This is a genomic window from Legionella maceachernii, from assembly GCF_900167045.1.
GTDB classification, from domain to species: domain Bacteria; phylum Pseudomonadota; class Gammaproteobacteria; order Legionellales; family Legionellaceae; genus Tatlockia; species Tatlockia maceachernii.
The window spans coordinates 1-18,009 of record NZ_FUXJ01000020.1; the positions used below are offsets into that span (position 1 = coordinate 1).

Sequence of the window (18,009 nt, forward strand, 5' to 3'; positions counted from 1 at the left end):
CTCCTAAGAGCTCATCCGGTATTAGCATGAGTTTCCCCATGTTATCCCAAACTTTAAGGCATATTCCTACGCGTTACTCACCCGTTCGCCACTCGCCACCCATCTAGTAAACTAGACCGTGCTGCCGTTCGACTTGCATGTGTTAAGCATGCCGCCAGCGTTCAATCTGAGCCAGGATCAAACTCTTCAGTTCAATTCCTGTGCTAGATCTCTCTAGCTTCTTTACTTCTTTCTTTTGCACTTCAATCACTCAAAGCGCCCACACAGTTTGTCTTCTATCTTCTTAATGAACCCGCCCCGTAGGCGTGATGCGTATTCTACTCATCCCTATCTCCTTGTCAAACACTTTTCGATTTTTTTTCAAAAAGACTTTGATCAGCCTGCTTTTTTCAAGCGCACCTTGGCTATTCTTCGTTTTCCAATTTGGAGGATGTACGAATGATCGGCGGAAAGGCTAATTGTTGTATCTACAATTCGCTCACCGTCGAGTTTTACAGCACCTTGATTAATTAATCTTATAGACTCTGATGTGCTTTTAGTCAAGTTAAGCTGTTTTAAAAGTTGGGCAATCGTCATATTTTCATCATAAGGAACAGTTTGCTCGGCCAAATCATCCGGAATTTCACCCTTCTGAAAGCGCTCAATGAACGCTTGATGGGCGGTTTCAGCTTGCTCCTTATTATGGAAACGGGTGATAATCTCTTTGGCAAAGTCAATTTTTACATCACGAGGATTAAATCCTTCTGTCACCGCTTTCTTGATTAAAGCAATATCTTTGGCTGATTTAAAACTCAATAAATCGATATAACGCCACATGAGCTCATCCGATATCGACATGAGTTTGCCAAACATTGAGTCGGCACTCTCGCTGATCCCTATGTAGTTATTGAGGGATTTAGACATTTTTTTAATGCCATCTAACCCTTCTATTAAGGGAGTCATCATCACTACCTGTGGTTCTTGCCCATAGTGCTTTTGTAATTCTCGCCCCATGAGAAGATTAAACTTCTGATCGGTGCCACCCAATTCTACATCTGCTTGTAAGGCCACAGAATCATAACCTTGCACTAGTGGATAAAGAAATTCATGGATGGCGATGGGCTGTCCCGAAGTGTAGCGCTTATTAAAATCATCTCGCTCTAACATTCTTGCTACTGTGGAAGTGGCTGCTAAGCGAATTAAATCAGCAGCACTTTTATTTCTCATCCATTCTGAGTTGAATCGAACGGTGGTTTTTTCTTTATCTAGAATTTTAAAAACTTGTTCTTGATAAGTCTTTGCATTCGCAATGACTTCTTCAGGAGAGAGCGGCATACGCGTCACATTTTTTCCTGTAGGGTCGCCAATCATGGCAGTAAAATCGCCAATAAGAAAAATCACTTTATGGCCAAATTGCTGAAATTGTCTTAATTTATTGAGCAGTACAGTGTGACCTAAATGCAGATCAGGCGCAGTCGGATCGAACCCTGCTTTGATCATTAAAGGCTGACTTTTAGACAACTTCTTTTCTAGTCCATCTTCGGGCAATATCTCTTCACATCCTCGAAGTAACTCATCGCATACTGACTCTTCAACTATCATGACAACAAAACCTTAATTTTAATGATTGACCTAACATCTTACAGCGGGTATCTTAGCCCGGTTATTCTATTCTCGCTAGAGGATAGAAAGAAGTTTAAAAACTTCTAGGTGGTAATGACTAGTCTTGGCTGTTTCATCAATCGAGAGATTGGGTTGAAGTACCTTAACTTAGCGGTCAGAACCAGAAGATGACTGTAAATTAGTAACTGTAAGTATTTTGAGAAGCGTAATCAATTCATTAATACAAACGCCCAAATATTTTTATCGTAATAAATTTTCTTTGGGTTGTTAACATTAAGGCGGACAGACATTTCGACCAAGATAGTAGAATTGTCAACGCGCCCTAGAGTAGAATTGACGACTGGCCAAAATAAACAGCATTCATCCAGGATGACAGTAGTAAAGGCGAAACATGGATCAACGACCCAATGTCTCATTAAAAAATTCAACTAAGCCATCTAAGCTTTTGGCTCTCATTGCATTGGCAATCGCCTTCGCCTTACCTTTTATTCTGGTAAAATCATTTCCACACAAGCAAAAAGCAAACTACAGCAATGAACAGGCTTTGCTTCCTCCTCAAACGTTGGAAACACCTTCAGAAAAACTACCACGGCTCACTAAGCGAGAGCCAGCACCTTTTACAAAGAGCTCAAAGCAGACGCCTCAAGTTTCTGCAAACAACAAACCTCAAACTTCCTCGGTATCACCTCCCGGGAGCCCAAAATCACAAACACTAACCTCTTCTGCTGCCAAAACAACCGAAATCAAATCCAAGCCAAGTGCTGTAGCACCAGTAAAACCAACAACTACATCTGAACAAGAAAACGAGTTAAAAACAATTAAAACACGCGCAGGAGACTCACTTGCATCCGTATTTAGTCGTTTAGGATTAACTTCGCAAACTCTGCAAACGATTATCAGAGAAAATCCTAGCACTAAAGTTTTAGCAAAACTAAAACCAAACCAACAATTACAGTTCTTGATTAAAAATCATACGCTGGAGAAGATGATAGCACCTATCTCAAGCACTCAGTTTATTGTTGTTACTCGTGACGGCCGGCACTACAGAAGTAAACTTAATTCTTATAAAACAACAACACATAATCACTACATCACAGCAACGTTACGTGGTTCTTTATATAGCACAGCAAAACGCCATAATATCCCTTATAAACTAATGCAACAAATGACTGAAATTTTTGCATGGGATATTAATTTTGCTAAAGATGTGAGAGCAGGAGATCAATTTACTATTATTTACAAAGCGCTTTTCGTCGAAGACAAGTTAGTTGGAGTGGGAGATATCGTTGCAGTAAGTTATAAAAACAGGGGGAAAGTTTTTCAGGCCGTATTACATACCAGCCGAAGCGGCCACTCTGATTATTACACGCCTCAAGGTACTAGCTTAAAGAATGCTTTCAATCGTTATCCTCTGCGCTTTAGTCATATTAGTTCAACATTTAGCCTCTCTCGATACCATCCTATCCTTCGATATCGAAGACCACATAAAGGAGTGGATCTCGCCGCTCCAATTGGAACGCCAATTTTAGCAACGGGAGATGGGCGTATTGATATTATTGGGCGACAAAGTGGCTACGGTAATATGATTAAAATTAAGCATAATAAAACCTACAGCACTATTTATGGCCACATGCTGAAATTCCAGAAAGGTTTATCTAAAGGCACTTTTGTTAAACGTGGACAAGTCATTGGCTATGTTGGCCAAACGGGCTTGGCCTCAGGCCCTCATTGTCACTATGAGTTTCATATTAATAACCAACCGAAGAACCCCACTACAGTTAATTTACCCAGAGGGAACGCGGTACCTACACGAGAAATGGCTGCTTTTAAAGCCAACACTAACACCTTATTAGCTCAGCTGAAGTTATATGAAACAGGGCGTTTAGGAAATCCCAGCAAAAGAAATGCAAAGGTAGGCTAAAGGCTGGAGTCTAAATGAGCTCGATTTTCAAACAGGCGAAACACAACAACATGTAATCATCAGCACTAAGCAAAAAGATAACGACAAATGATTACGCTGGCCACAACGCCGGCAAAATCCGCTAATAGTCCAGCAGGAATCGCATGCCTCGTACGCTTTATTCCAACTGCACCAAAGTAAACCGCAATCACATAAAAAGTCGTTTCAGTACTTCCCATCATCGTGGCAGCCGTTTTTCCAATCAGCGAATCCCCTCCGTGCTGATGGATTAACTCAGCCATAATCCCCGTTGAAGCACTGCCTGAAAAAGGCCTTATTAATGCCAGAGGCAATAGTTCAGAAGGCATTCCTAAAGCAGATAAGGCTGGCGAAAGCAAAGTCTGCATCAGCTCGAAAAAACCCGAAGCGCGCAGCATACCAATCGCGACTAGCATGGCAATTAAATAGGGAATAATGCTTATGCTGGTTTCAAATCCCTGTTTTGCGCCGGTTACAAAAGCATCAAATACATTAATTTTCTTCAATGCACCATAAAGCGGAATCCCCACAATAAAGGCAAGAAAAATCCAGTTTGAAAAGTGATCAGCAAAATTACTCATTGACTGCAGTTCCTTTGACTCGGTAGGCAGGTAATTTAGCTAATTGCCTTACTGCAACAATGGCCACCAGCGTTGAAATACTGGTTGCCACTAAGGAGCTAAAGATGACACTGCTTGGATGTAAGCTGCCGTTCGCTGCAAGAAAAGCAATGGCGGTAGCGGGAATAAGTTGAACGCTTGAGGTATTAATAGCCAAAAAAGTGCACATTGCATTGGTCGCTTCTTGCGCATGATTATTCAGGCGTTGAAGTTCTTTCATGGCTTGCAATCCAAATGGTGTTGCAGCATTCGCCAAACCCAACATATTGGCTGCAAAATTGAGCACTATTGCTCCCATTGCTGGGTGATCCGCGGGGACATCTGGGAATAACGGACGCAATATTGGCCTTAATCCTCTTGCTAAATGATTAATTAATCCTGATTCGGAAGCAATTGCCATGATTCCTAACCAGAGCGCCATGATACCCGCTAATCCGAGTGCAATTTCAAATCCTAGTTTTGCTGAATCGGTAACCGCATGAACCACCTGATCGAGGCGTCCCTGAGCTAAACCAACAATTAATGAAAGAAAAATCATTCCTAACCATATCGCGTTTAGCATTCTGTACCTCAATAGTAAAAATAGGTTAAAATATGCACTTTTTATCTCGACGGGAGAAGCTATGCGCTCAGTCTACTTTAAACAAACCTTAAAGAGCATTGTTTTTTCTACCTTTTTGTCATTTTTATGCTGTCAATCAATGGCAGCCGTCCATCTCAAACAACAGGAAGCCAATCCAATAATCACTGAACTATATCATAGCCTTGAGCACGTATCGAATCCTGATATGGCGAATCGACTTGATGTAATTAGCGCCCAATTTTTAGGCAAACCGTATATCTTAGGTGCTTTAGGAGAAGGTACAAAAGCCCACTTTGATCAAGAACCGAGATATCGTATCGACGGTTTTGATTGCGATACCTATGTCACAACTGTCCTTGCCTTAGCCTTGGCAAACGATCAACAGGGTTTTAAACAATGCATGATGAAAGTACGCTATAAAGACGGTAAAGTCAGCTTTATAACCCGAAATCATTTTACGTCCCTGGATTGGAATCCTAACAATCAACAGCAAGGATTTATTAAAGACATCACGGAAACATTCAGAGATAAAGACAATAAATCGGTCGCTGAAATAGCCACAGCATTGATTGATAAGCCATCCTGGTATCAACATTTTACCGATAAGAATATCCATTTAAATCCATCGGATGACAATGAACGCAGTAAACGATTAGCTGAACTTAAAGAAAGAGGCTCTAAATTACCTAAGCAACTGGCACAAGTGCCTTATTTACCCTTTACCGCTTTATTTGATGCACAAGGAAACCCTAATCAGTTTTTGTTTGCACAAATACCTAACGCATCAATCATCGAAATAGTACGGCCTAACTGGGATTTGCGCGAACAAATAGGAACGAACTTAAATGTTTCTCATTTAGGTTTTGCGTTTTGGAAAGGCGGCGTTCTTTATTTCAGGCAAGCTTCCTCAAAATTTGGCCATGTTGTGGAAGTTCCTCTCATCGATTACTTGCATGAAGCGCTGAGCAGTCCAACAATTAAAGGCATTAATGTGGAAGTGATTGTCCCACAATCTCCTTTATCCGATAACTGCACGGCTAATCCTGCTGTTTTTTGAAAATTCAATTTATAAAAAAGCAGGACAGGAATTCCTGCTTTGATGAATAAGGAAGTTAGATAAGACAATACGTTCCTATAGCAATGGTTCTGTTATAAGGCAATTTATAAAACTCAATATTTAAGTTGGCCGAATAATTTCTCATTAGGAAAGCAAATAGCTTCTCTTGCCAGTAAAACATCAAAGTTCTCTTTTTCTTAGAAGCAATAACATTGGGAATCTCGACTAGATAGGTAGCGGACTCCACTTTAAACTCAAAAGGAAGCAATTCATACTCAAGCGCTTTGGCTAAAGCCTTCGGCACAGAAATATTATCCATAAATCCATAATGCAACATTAATTTACAAACTCTTTTATCGATTTGGTTGATTTCAAAACGCTTAGAAGGATCAATATGTGGTTTATTTTCAACGACATAGCTTACAATTAATATATTCTCTGGTACCGCATAGCTCAGTTTTAAAAAATGCAGGAAACTTCCCCCGCTTGGATCATAGGTATCCGTAAGAAAAATGGCAGTTATGCCCGGCAAATGCCGTAGTGATTTATAATTGAGCTGTTTTACAATTTTACTGATATCCTCCTTTTGCATATAAAAGTTATCCTTCAAATATTGCAACCCTAAATTCCAGGTATACATAACGATACCAATCGACAAAGCAAAACAAACCGGAACCCATCCACCAGTCAAAAATTTATGCGCATTAGCGCCTAAAAAAACAAGATCAATCAACAGGAAAGGGGTAAATACAACAATCACTTTTGGCCACGACCAGCGCCAAATATGCCTTGCAGCATAGGTGACCATTGTTGTGACAAGTAACATGACTAAATTCACTGCGATTCCATAAGCGTGGGTCATGTTACTTGAATTTCTAAAAGAAAGAATAAGCAACATAGTGCCAATAAAGAGCACAAAATTCATTTGCGGAATATAGATCTGTCCCGCACGCTCTCTTGATGTTTGAATAACGGGAATACGAGGACAAAGGCCTAACAATATTGCTTGTTTAGTTAATGAAAAAGTGGCCGTAATGACCGCTTGTGAAGCAATTACTGTGGCTATAGTAGCGATAATCAGTAAGGGAATGGAAAACCAATTGGGTGCAATCATGTAAAAAGGATTTTCTATTGCCTCAGGATGGCCAATTAAATGGCCACCCTGTCCAAAATAATTAAGCAATAGACAAGGCAAAACAACAAAAAACCAGCTATAACGGATAGGATTTTTACCAAAATGGCCAATATCCGCATACAGAGCTTCTCCTCCTGTTACGACTAAGAAAACCCCACCCAGTAAAATATAGCCTTTCATCCCATGATGATATAAATAATCAAAAGCGTAGATAGGATGAATGGCCCGTAGCACCACAGGGTGTCTATAGATTTCTACTGCCCCAAGAATAGCGATGGTAATAAACCAAATGAGTAACAAAGGACCAAATGCAGCACCAATTCTTGCTGTACCGCGGGATTGCATGACAAATAAGAGAACCAAGATAGCACAGGAAAGAGGGACTACAAAATCATCAAACATGGGAGAAATTATTTTCAGTCCTTCAATCGCACTGGTTACTGAAATAGCCGGGGTCAGCATACCATCACCTAATAACAAACCAGCGCCAAAAATAGCCAACAGATAAAAAACATGTTCATATTTTGTTGATTTTTGTTTCAATAAAGCCAATAGTGCTAAACCTCCCCCTTCACCGTCATTATCAGCACGAAAGACAATCACGAGGTATTTAATTGAAATAACAAAGATCAATGACCAAAAAATTAATGATAAAACCCCTAAAATATCAACCTCGCTAAGAGGAAGATCGCCAAGTGTCTCTCGTAGAGCATAAAGGGGGCTTGTACCGATGTCTCCAAAAACCACACCTAAAGCACCTAAGGCGAGGGTCCAAGGAATTGTTCTTTTTTTCGTAATCAAGATTTAGTTATCCAATTCGCTGTTGTCTAAAACTATAAACTAGTATGAGTGTGTTGCGTAGTGACATTTAAATTATTTTCAATAAAACGAGCAAGTTAACATGACATCGATTGCGAAATGGGAATGGATGCTTAATAATGGAAAAATTCATCTATAGTAGGAGTGGGAATGTCACACAAGAGCTCGATTGGGCGCTTGGCCTTTGTTAGCCTGTTAGTTTTAGCTTTTAGTGGCTGTTTTCACCCCCCTTATAACAACTTTAAACCTTACCGTCGTGTGTACACAACCACGCCTCCAGCCACCATCCTTGGCTCTGCCGCTGTCGCTGTCGCTGGAGGGGCACCGGTTCTTGCGGGTGCGGCAATCGGTGCAGCCGTAGGTGCTAGCGTGGGTCTTTATAAAGACAGTAGACCCATGCTGATTAAACAATTGCGCAAACTCGATATGCAATATATTGAGTATGGCGATACAGTGACGATTATTGTTCCCACTGATCGCTATTATGTGTTTAACAATGCACGTTTGAATGATCTTTGCTTTGCTGGCTTAAATACCCTCATCAAACTCATTAAAACATTTCATAAATGTTGTCCCATTTATGTTGCTGGTTTTACTGATAATGTGGGTTCTCGTCACAGTAAAAAACTCATGTCTCAAGCTCGAGCTGAAACCATGGTCACTTTCCTTTGGGCCAATGGTATTTCTGCACGACGCTTGATTGCTGAGGGATATGGTGATAAAAACCCTGTTGGTGATAACAAGCTCATCCATGGTAGTGCGTATAATCGTCGCATTGAAATTCAAATATTCAAAGATTGTTCGACTCCTCAAGTTGAACCAGTCCCAATAGGCGCAACAAAATAGTACTTGCTGTTTGATGGCGTCTGGTAACGTTAGGTGTTAAATGAAATCCAGATTTATTGGCGGTATTCTTCTTATAGTTGGCACATCCATTGGTGGCGGTATGCTCGCCTTGCCAGTAGCTAATGCAGCAACAGGGTTTTGGCAATCTTCTTTTTTTCTTCTGCTTTGTTGGGCAGTAATGACATTGGGTGCTTTATTTATTCTGGAGACGAATCTGTATTTACCTCCGGGTAAACACATGGTTTCAATGGCAGCAGCTACTCTTGGTTCTCCTGGCCTTCTTACAGCTTGGCTGAGTTATTTATTTTTACTTTATACATTACTTTCCGCTTACATCTCTGGTGGGGCAGATGTTTTTGGCAGTCTATTTTCTCGAATAGGGATTCCTATTAGTGATTGGCTCGCGAGTACTTTGTTTACGCTTCTCTTTGGGTTGGTGGTGTATGGGGGGATACACAGCGTTGATCTCTTAAATCGTGGGTTAATGTTTGGAAAGCTGGCCATTTATTTTATTCTTGTTATTCTTATTACGCCTCATGTTCAATCGAATTATCTGAGTGGGGGCAATTATCAATACATTACTGGAACAGTAATGATTCTAATTACCTCATTTGGTTTTGCCATTATAGTTCCTAATTTACGGGATTATTTTAATGATGATATTAAAGCGCTTAGAAAAGTGGTGTTTATTGGATCATTAATTCCACTTTTGTGTTATTTGGCATGGGATGCAGTAATTATTGGGAGCTTACCTACTTCAGGGGACAATGGACTCGCTGCTTTAATGCACAACGAACACACCACTTCCGCGTTAGCAGCCACGCTTTCGCATACGGTAAAAAGTACAATTATTAGCTCATTATTTAATTTTTTTACTTCAATATGCATGTTGACTGCTTTTTTAGGGGTTTCACTTTGCCTTATAAGTTTTTTAGCTGATGGGTTAAATATGGTACAGCAGGGTCGCCAAGGATTAGGTTTATTTCTATTAACTTTCTTACCTCCTCTTCTGGTCGTTATCTATTATCCTGGTGCTTATATTCATGCTTTAAATTATGCCGGAATCTTTTGCGTTATCTTGCTTCTATTATTACCAGCACTGATGTCAGTCTACGGTAGAAAGAAATTTTCACCTTCTTACACTGTGCCGGGAGGGAAGTTGTCTCAATGGATAGTTATTATTTTTTCCATTCTTCTCCTCGTCAATTCATTTTGGCAATTGGTTGGTTTTTAATAAATACAACGCTGGACTATAAGAGAGATACCTCGAGAAGCATTGACAGTTAAGGTGGTTTTCACTTACTATATTGTTTTAATTTTGTACAGACGGACGGATCGTGGCTAATTCCAAATTTATTGGTGGTATCTTGTTAATTGTCGGCACCTCCATTGGTGGAGGAATGTTAGCCTTACCCGTTTCGACTGCAGAAGTTGGCTTTACCAATTCCATTTTTTTCTTAATCTTATGCTGGCTAATTATGACAGCCGGGGCACTTCTCATTCTTGAAGTAAATCTTCGCTTGCCGGCTGGCAGCAATATGGTTTCCATGGCTAAAACCACTTTAGGTTTACCTGGGCAGATTATTGCCTGGATTGCTTATCTTTTACTTCTCTATACGTTATTAGCAGCCTATATTTCAGGTGGCTCTGATGTTTTAAACGGCTTATTACAACGAGCGAATCTTAATTTACCAAACTGGATAACCTCACTTATCTTTACCTTAATGTTTAGTTTAGTGGTCTACGGAGGCATTCGCTCTGTAGATTACGTGAACCGTGGGCTTATGTTTGGGAAATTGGGGGTCTATCTGCTTTTAGTGGTTATCATTAGCCCCCATATCCAACTGACTGCATTAAGCGGTGGATCAATGAAAGCGGTAACAGGAAGTCTGATGGTATTGATTACTTCTTTCGGCTTCGCGTCCATAGTGCCAAGCTTGCGTGAGTATTTTCATGATGATGTGCACAGTCTACGAAAAGTCATTCTCCTTGGCTCATTGATCCCTTTGACTTGTTACATTCTATGGGATGCGGTCATTATGGGAGTTGTTCAGAGAGAAGGCGATAACGGCTTGATCGCACTTATGACAAATGAACATGCCACAAGTGGTTTAACCAATGCACTTTCAACCGCAGTCAATAGTCAATGGATAACAGGCTTCTTTAGCTTTTTCACTTCAATATGTATGGTAACTGCTTTTCTTGGTGTTTCAATTGGTTTATTTGATTTTCTTGCTGATGGGTTAGCTCTGAAAAAAACCGGGCTTCAAGGAAAATCCACTTTGGCACTTACTTTTATCCCTCCTTTAGCAGTAGTCCTTTTTAACCCTGGAATATACTTGCATGCCTTAAGCTATGCAGGCATTTGTTGTGTAATTCTATTACTTCTTCTACCTGCTTTAATGGCTTGGAGAGCACGTAAGATGGAGCCTGCTGGCGGAACCTGGATTATGCCCGGTGGGAATTTAAGTCTTCTGGTGGTTTTACTAAGCGCCCTATTCTTACTTATGATTGCCATGCAATAGGCAATACCAAAAGCTTCTCCTCTCCCATAAGCAGAGAGGGGTTAATTACCGGTTTTATTCAAATGACTCCGCACGACTTGAAAGAGCAGTTGACTTTTTTATCCAAAACATCACATTAAATATTTCTTCTAAAGATAGGAAATCAGGCCAAAAAGTCTGTAGGGCGACCAAAACTTCATAACCCAACTCAAGATTTGCAGCAATCATCTGATCAAAGAACTTTGCAAAAAAGGGTGTCGGCGAAGTCACTGTCACGGGTACTTCTAATGTTTCAAGCATTTTTGCAAAACACCGCTGAAAATAGCCTTCAAACATTTTTGGCACAGAAAGATTGCCATCAAAAATGCGGTGATCAGCGCTAACGGAAATAGGCAAAATATCTTGAGGCTCAAACTCTTGAGTTTCTTTATTCCATATCAGCTTTTTTTCTACATCAAATAAAGTAACTTTGATGGCTTCATTAGGGCGTAATGGGGATTTACCTTGTGTGTAACCACAGTGTCCAATATTACTTAATGTTACTATTGAATTATTCATCATAGGATAGTCATAAAACCCATTCGACAGATCCGAAAGAATATTATCCATGATTTTACTCAGATGCGGATGTTCTTTTTCAAGCTGTTCACGCTTTGCAAAGCAGTACACCATCATTTTTACTCGATTTCGGATTCGAGCGGCTAATTCCCGCATGGAAAGCTCATGGCAATTCTCAAAAATGATGGTACTTATTTGATCCTTACAATCAGGCAATTTTACTGCTAAACCGACATAACTTCCGTCAGTTTTAAGCCATTTAGGATAGTTAATGAAACTTCGCCATGACTCATTTTCATGCATACTTAGGCTCATTGTTTGCAAGATCAGCGTTGTGAGTGTTTCTGGAGGGTATTTTTTATTAAAAAAATCAATACAGCTGATATTAAGGTTAAATTCACCTACCATTGTTGGATCTTTAGGTTTCTCCCATTGCATCATGAGTAACTTACGAAGAGGTGTCATCTCAATTTCAGAAATTGTATCTGTGTAACGAAGAATTTTCGGAGAAAGTCCCTCAACAATTTTCATTAAAAATTGCCAATCGGAACCGGGTTTAAGATTAATCTTGCTCAGTTGTTCTTTGTGTTTATGATCCAACGCTTCAAAAAGGGATATTATCCCGTCTAAACCAAATAGTACCGAAAGCGCAGTGATGTATTTATACTGCAAAATATTGGTAATGAGTTGAGCTTCTAAGTGCTTGATTTTATCTTTTACCTCACCAAGAGCGGGCAAACCAATAGCTTGGTATAAATCGGCCTCACACACGTGACGATTCTCATCATTTAGGATGACTGCAAACACTTTGGGAGCAATACTGTGGAGCTCGAAGCACTTAAAAATTTCTTCAATCCAACCTTCAGCAAGTAAATTCAACAGTACAACCGCGATTTTAGGACACTCTTGATCACGAATAAAGTTGCAAATTATTTCTACGTTTTCATTATAAGTCGGTGGCAGTGAATAGGGTGCACAAAGCTGGTATACAATTTTCGTAAACACCAAACCATGAAAAATTTCATCAAGTAGCTGAGTATGCATGAGTTTCCTGTGCTCAGGATCATCCATTTTCGACTCAAATTTTAACGGAATTTGAATGGCTAACACTTCCAATTGCGCGAGCAAAGAAAAAACATAAATATAAGATAATTTTTCGTGCTTTAATTCGAATGGAAGCCCGTCTCTAAATAGGTCGTCCAATCTGCTTTTTATCGCCTCTTTTTCTTCTGTGGAAATTTGGTTCCAACCCTCTAAAATCCATTTTTCGGAGCCCCATGTTGGCCTAAGTAATTCGGCTAGCTCATCCATTCTTTATGTCCTAGTTAAATCGAAGTTCAGCATCATAACTAGTTCGAACAGAAAGCGTCAACTATCAGCTAAGCTCAATTTTTAATTTCCGATATGCTAGTTATTTTTCTATTATTGAGTAATACTGCTTCTTAAGTAATTAGCTTTTTCATTATGATTCCAATAAGACCATTTCTAAAGTGGGCTGGTAGTAAAGTTAACTGCATTGAAGCCATTTTAAATTCGTTACCTCCCGCCAATCGACTTATTGAGCCTTTTACGGGTTCGGGGGCCATCTTTATTAATTCCAATTACCCTTATTACTTATTGGCAGAAGAAAACAAAGACTTAATTGGTTTATTTCGTTGTTTACAGGATGAAGGAGAAGGTTTTATTAATTATTGTGCCGATTTTTTCTCTCTACAAAATAATTGTGCTGATAAATACTACTGGTTTAGAGAGCAGTTTAACAAAAGTACTAATATAAAATATAAATCTGCATTGTTTCTTTATTTAAATCGACACGGGTACAATGGATTATGTCGTTATAACCAAAGCGGTCTCTATAATGTCCCCTTTGGCCGCTATTTAAAGCCTTATTTCCCCCGCAATGAAATGAACTATTTTTTTCAGAAATCCAAGCAGGCTCAATTTATTCAGGGTGACTTTCGTCAGACTTTTGCTCAGGCCCAATCTGGCGACTTAATTTATTGTGATCCACCCTATGTCCCTTTATCTTCAAGCGCTTACTTTTCCTCTTACACCAGTAAGAAATTTACTGAGCAAGACCAGGTTGATTTAGCAAATCTAGCCTTGGAAAGCACGAAAAAGGGGATTACAGTTGTTATCTCTAATCACGACACTGAATTTACTCGCTATCAATACCGGCACAGTAAAATTATCTCTTTTCCAGTAAAACGCTGGATCAGCTGCCAGTCGAGCAATCGGTTCCCGGTGCAAGAATTGGTGGCCATTTTTCATCCATAGCTCAATAGCGCCATTTCGCGATAGAAAATTTATCTATCCTACTGACCTATTGAGCGAAGGTCCTTCATGAAAAAGGCAAGAATGGTAACTAATAGTAAAGAAATCGGCAAAATGGAAAGCGCAAGCTGATAATCAACTACTGTATAAACATGTTCTCCTGCAACAATGCCGCTATCACCAAACGTATCTAGCAATTTTCCAACTAAAGGCTGGAATATTACGCCACCTAAAGTGACTATCATATTAGTTGCAGCGAAAACAGTACCCGATAATTCAGCACCGGAATTTTCCTTAGCCATGATGAACACAATAATTTCGGTTGCACTGAAAACGCCATAGAGGAACAGTAAAATATTCAGTGAGATATAAGATAAACCTGGATAGTATAAAACCATACAGATACAAATAAAGGCCATTATTGCCCCTATCACCAGAGGCAAAACCCGTCGTCCTGTACTGTCAGATAAAAAACCAGCCACAGGTGCACCAACAGCCCAGCCTAAGAACATCGCTGAAATTGTTCTAGCAGCCTCCGCTTTAGTTAAGTGATGAGCTTGTTCTAAGTACGTTTTACCCCATAATTCACCAAAAACGGAAAGCGAGGTATACAAACAGGCTCCCACAAAACCAATTAACCATACCTGAGGGGATGAAAGAACGCGCCAAACATTATAGAAAAATTCGGGTAGTGGGTGGCTGTGAGGTGAATAACCCTCTGGGCCGTCTCGAACAACGAGGAAAATGATGACGCTAAGCACAGCGCCTATGGTTACCATCATGGTCAACACATGATGCCAACCCAGAGTTATGGCCATCTCAGTGATTTTTACTTCGCCATAAACCAGTCCTAGCATACCTAATGTGGTGATTAGTCCCGCGGCAAGAGAAAAATAGCGACGAGGTAACCAATGCAACGCAAGCGATAAAACGCCTACAAAGGCAAATGAAGATCCGAACCCAACTAAAAATCGCCCACTCCCGGCTATAAGTATTGAGGAAGTATCTGTGAACATCCATGAACCAAGCGTGCAACAAAGGCAAGCAAAGGTCAGTAGCCGCCTTGGTCCAAAACGATCCATTAACATGCCGACAGGGAGTTGCATAGGCGAGTAAGCAAAATAATAGAAAGCTGACAGTTGACCAAAAGTAGTTGCCGAAATATGACCAAATGCAGCGCTTAGTTCACTCTGCAATGCACCTGGGATAATTCTTAATACGAATTCATAACAGTAAAAGAAAGCACCTACTGCACAAACTAGGCTTCCAAAGAACGCCTGTCTTCTACTGATTCCAATTGCTTTAGTTATCTGCATTAGCATAAGTTTCCTTCAGAAAGAAGGTCAAAATGGCAGCAATGATGATACCAATTGGGATAATTGACAATGCAAATTGATAATCATCCGCAGTATACAATTGCTGCAGCTTATCTACAGGCACAGCCTGTAAGGACACAGTCATATGAGTTGCCAAACTTAAATCAAGTAACTTACCCACTAATGGCTGTAAAAACATAGCGCCTAACATCACAATCATGTTTGTCATTGCCATTGCGGTTCCTGCTGCCTCATTAGGGCTAAGCTCCCGGCCAACCGCAAAGACAATACATTGAGCACTGTATAAAAGACCTAGGAGAAACATCAATGCGTTAATATGAGTGTCTTTTAAACCAGGCAAATAAAGCACTATCATCATGACAATTCCTGCACCTGCTGCTCCTAATAACATGGGAGGCTTGCGGCGCTTTAATCGGTCAGAAATATAACCCATCAAGGGAGCACCAATCGTAAATCCAAGAAACAACAAAGAATTTGCAAAATCTGCGCTTGCTTGTGAAAGGTTATGCGCGTGTTTTAAATATGGAATCCCCCATAACTCCGCAAATACCGTCGTAGGTAAATAAACCAAACAGCCAAACAAGCCATTAATCCAAATTTGCTTATTTCGTGTGATGATTCCTAAATCAATCATACTTTTCTTTAAATTAGCAACTGTTCCGCTACGACGTTGATGGCTTTTTTTGTCACGGATACCGAACCACAATATCACAGTCAAAATAATTCCAGCGTAAGCAGTTAAATTCACTGTTTCACGCCAGCCAATATTCATTACCATACTGCCTAATAAGTTATCGCCAATCATTGCCCCAATAGTTCCTAGCGCTGCAGCCATTCCTGAAACCATAGCGAGTTTGTTTTCAGGCAGCCAAATGGTTGCAAGCTTTAAAACACCCACGAAGGCAAAGGCCGAGCCAAAACCCACTAAAAAGCGGCCGCTAGCAGCGATCCAAAACACTTTAGTACTCGCAAAAATGAAGGTTCCAATAACACAAATTAAGCAAGCGATGGTGATCAACAATCTGGGACCATACCGATCCAGTAAAACGCCAACTGGAATTTGCAAAGGCACATAGGCGTAATAATAAAAAGCGGATAACACACCAAACCCAGTGGCAGATAAATTAAAATGATCGCGAAGTGCATGCTCCATAACGCTGGGGGATATGCGCAAAAAATATTCATAACTGTAGTAAACTGCGCCGAGACCACAAATGAGCCAAGCCATTAATAGGTATTTTCTATTCGTACTCGTATACAAAACACACTCCTCATATAGCCAATTAAGGATGAGAATTAATTAAGAATCAGTAACCTGTTCTACTCACTCCACTCGCTCTAGCCGCCTTGGCAACAGCAAGTGCTACCCGATCTTTTAATCGAGGATCAATGGGTTTTGGAATAAGATAGTCTGGACCAAAATCCCAATTATTCATTCCTGGATAATTGTCTTTTACAACTTGTGGAACTGGCTCAAGAACCAGCTGACGAATTGCTTCAACAGCAGCAATTTGCATTGACTGATTAATACAAGTTGCACGCACATCAAGCGCTCCGCGAAAAATATAGGGAAAGCAGAGAACATTATTTACTTGATTGGGATAATCGCTGCGTCCGGTTGCGATGATTAGATCATCACGAACCCGGCGGGCAAGCTCAGGTCTTATTTCTGGATCCGGATTAGATAGAGCAAAAATGATGGGTCTAGGCGCCATTAATCGTAAAAGTTCGGCATTTAACAAGTCTGGTTTTGCAACACCGATAAACACGTCAGCATCCACTAGGGCATCAGCCAGCGTACGCTTATCCGTTGTACGAGCAAAAGCAAATTTATAGGGATTTAAATCTTCTCGTCCAGTATGAATAACGCCTTTAGTATCGAGCAATAGCATTTTTTCTTTATCTGCCCCAAGAGCAACTAATAAACGCATAGAAGCAATTCCCGCAGCTCCTGCGCCGATACATACAATATTCACATCGGAAAGTCTTTTATCTTGCAAATCAAGCGCGTTTAGCAAACCGGCTGCCACAACAATCGCTGTACCATGTTGATCATCGTGAAAAACAGGGATATCCAACTGTTCAATTAATGCTTGCTCTATTTCGAAACATTCTGGTGCTTTAATGTCTTCTAAATTGATACCACCGAAGGTTGGTGCGATGCGTTTTGCTGTAGCCACGAAAGCTTGAGGATCATCTGCATCTATCTCAATATCAAACACATCAATGTCTGCAAAGCGCTTAAAAAGTACTGCTTTACCTTCCATCACCGGTTTGCTTGCTAGAGGTCCTACATCGCCTAGGCCAAGAACTGCTGTGCCATTGGTCATCACCGCAACTAGATTAGCTTTCGCGGTGTAACGGAAGACATCGTCCGGGTTTTCAGCAATTGCGAGCACCGGCTCAGCAACGCCTGGAGTATAAGCAAGTGATAAATCGTCTTGCGAGTTAGTTGGTTTAGTCATTTGCACTGCAAGTTTTCCTGGATTTGGAAATTCGTGATAATACAGTGCACGTTGCTTTAATACATCTTTGTCCAAAGTGCTTACTCTCTTTTCAAACAACCCGGCGGAAAATCATATAGAAAAACGCCAGAGATGAACAGCCATTTTTAAAAAAATAGGCGCATATTTATTGCGCCCACTGCTATTTTTTTGTCTAAACAGATTAATCTTTGTATTTACCTGCCTTCTCTCAGCGTCAAGTCTTGGCCACGCGATCCAGAAATCTCTCAC

General features: G+C 40.4%; 14 protein-coding genes and 1 rRNA gene. 6 read left to right on the top strand and 9 right to left on the bottom strand.

Annotation, left to right across the window (positions count from 1 at the left end; all coding sequences use genetic code 11):
• Together B5D33_RS14045 and tyrS are read right to left on the bottom strand one after the other, a co-directional pair.
• Positions 1 to 193: ribosomal RNA gene (locus B5D33_RS14045) — 16S ribosomal RNA — on the bottom strand; the annotation flags it as partial.
• A gap of 182 nt (positions 194 to 375) precedes the next feature.
• Positions 376 to 1,581, bottom strand: a complete 1,206-nt coding sequence (tyrS, locus tag B5D33_RS14050; RefSeq protein WP_058451790.1) for a tyrosine--tRNA ligase — start codon at positions 1,579 to 1,581, stop codon at positions 376 to 378.
• Between the two features lie 412 nt (positions 1,582 to 1,993).
• Between tyrS and B5D33_RS14055 the strand changes: the two genes are divergently transcribed.
• A complete protein-coding gene (locus tag B5D33_RS14055; RefSeq protein ID WP_058451791.1) occupies positions 1,994 to 3,523 on the top strand; it encodes a peptidoglycan DD-metalloendopeptidase family protein in 1,530 nt (509 codons plus the stop codon).
• Positions 3,524 to 3,588: 65 nt separating this feature from the next.
• Here the strand turns inward: B5D33_RS14055 and B5D33_RS14060 are convergent, their stop codons facing one another.
• Entirely contained in the window at positions 3,589 to 4,122 is a 534-nt protein-coding gene (locus tag B5D33_RS14060; RefSeq protein ID WP_058451792.1) for a spore maturation protein, read from the bottom strand.
• The gene (locus B5D33_RS14065) at positions 4,115 to 4,723 is read right to left on the bottom strand and encodes a nucleoside recognition domain-containing protein (protein ID WP_058451793.1); all 609 of its coding nucleotides are present in this window, start codon (positions 4,721 to 4,723) and stop codon (positions 4,115 to 4,117) included. The genes B5D33_RS14060 and B5D33_RS14065 overlap by 8 nt, the downstream gene beginning before the upstream one ends.
• Positions 4,724 to 4,784: 61 nt before the next feature.
• Here B5D33_RS14065 and B5D33_RS14070 point away from each other — a divergent pair, with 61 nt between their 5' ends.
• On the top strand, positions 4,785 to 5,801 hold the full coding sequence (locus tag B5D33_RS14070; protein ID WP_058451794.1) for an N-acetylmuramoyl-L-alanine amidase-like domain-containing protein: 1,017 nt from the start codon (positions 4,785 to 4,787) through the stop codon (positions 5,799 to 5,801).
• A gap of 55 nt (positions 5,802 to 5,856) precedes the next feature.
• On the opposite strand, the gene B5D33_RS14075 is transcribed toward B5D33_RS14070, so the two are convergent.
• Positions 5,857 to 7,734, bottom strand: coding sequence for a potassium transporter Kup (locus B5D33_RS14075; protein ID WP_058451946.1), 1,878 nt, complete (start codon positions 7,732 to 7,734; stop codon positions 5,857 to 5,859).
• Positions 7,735 to 7,905: 171 nt separating this feature from the next.
• Between B5D33_RS14075 and cmpA the strand changes: the two genes are divergently transcribed.
• The 3 genes from cmpA (at position 7,906) to B5D33_RS14090 (ending at position 11,126) form a co-directional block, all read left to right on the top strand.
• The gene (gene cmpA / locus B5D33_RS14080; RefSeq protein WP_058451795.1) at positions 7,906 to 8,601 is read left to right on the top strand and encodes a C-OmpA-like family protein CmpA; all 696 of its coding nucleotides are present in this window, start codon (positions 7,906 to 7,908) and stop codon (positions 8,599 to 8,601) included.
• A gap of 40 nt (positions 8,602 to 8,641) precedes the next feature.
• Positions 8,642 to 9,835 carry an amino acid permease gene (locus B5D33_RS14085; protein ID WP_058451796.1) on the top strand — a complete coding sequence of 398 codons (1,194 nt, stop codon included), beginning with the start codon at positions 8,642 to 8,644 and terminating at the stop codon, positions 9,833 to 9,835.
• A gap of 103 nt (positions 9,836 to 9,938) precedes the next feature.
• On the top strand, positions 9,939 to 11,126 hold the full coding sequence (locus B5D33_RS14090) for an amino acid permease (protein WP_058451797.1): 1,188 nt from the start codon (positions 9,939 to 9,941) through the stop codon (positions 11,124 to 11,126).
• Between the two features lie 54 nt (positions 11,127 to 11,180).
• Here the strand turns inward: B5D33_RS14090 and B5D33_RS14095 are convergent, their stop codons facing one another.
• Complete coding sequence (locus B5D33_RS14095; RefSeq protein ID WP_065239985.1) at positions 11,181 to 12,974, bottom strand: 2-oxo acid dehydrogenase subunit E2; 1,794 nt, start codon at positions 12,972 to 12,974, stop codon at positions 11,181 to 11,183.
• 153 nt (positions 12,975 to 13,127) lie between these two features.
• Here B5D33_RS14095 and B5D33_RS14100 point away from each other — a divergent pair, with 153 nt between their 5' ends.
• On the top strand, positions 13,128 to 13,940 hold the full coding sequence (locus B5D33_RS14100) for a Dam family site-specific DNA-(adenine-N6)-methyltransferase (protein ID WP_058451798.1): 813 nt from the start codon (positions 13,128 to 13,130) through the stop codon (positions 13,938 to 13,940).
• A 38-nt stretch (positions 13,941 to 13,978) separates the two neighbouring features.
• On the opposite strand, the gene B5D33_RS14105 is transcribed toward B5D33_RS14100, so the two are convergent.
• From B5D33_RS14105 to B5D33_RS14115, 3 genes are all read right to left on the bottom strand, one after another.
• On the bottom strand, positions 13,979 to 15,253 hold the full coding sequence (locus tag B5D33_RS14105) for an MFS transporter (protein ID WP_058451799.1): 1,275 nt from the start codon (positions 15,251 to 15,253) through the stop codon (positions 13,979 to 13,981).
• Positions 15,240 to 16,502, bottom strand: a complete 1,263-nt coding sequence (locus tag B5D33_RS14110) for an MFS transporter (RefSeq protein WP_058451800.1) — start codon at positions 16,500 to 16,502, stop codon at positions 15,240 to 15,242. The genes B5D33_RS14105 and B5D33_RS14110 overlap by 14 nt, the downstream gene beginning before the upstream one ends.
• Before the next feature lie 79 nt (positions 16,503 to 16,581).
• Positions 16,582 to 17,814, bottom strand: a complete 1,233-nt coding sequence (locus B5D33_RS14115) for a malic enzyme-like NAD(P)-binding protein (RefSeq protein WP_058451801.1) — start codon at positions 17,812 to 17,814, stop codon at positions 16,582 to 16,584.
• Positions 17,815 to 18,009: the final 195 nt, after the last annotated feature.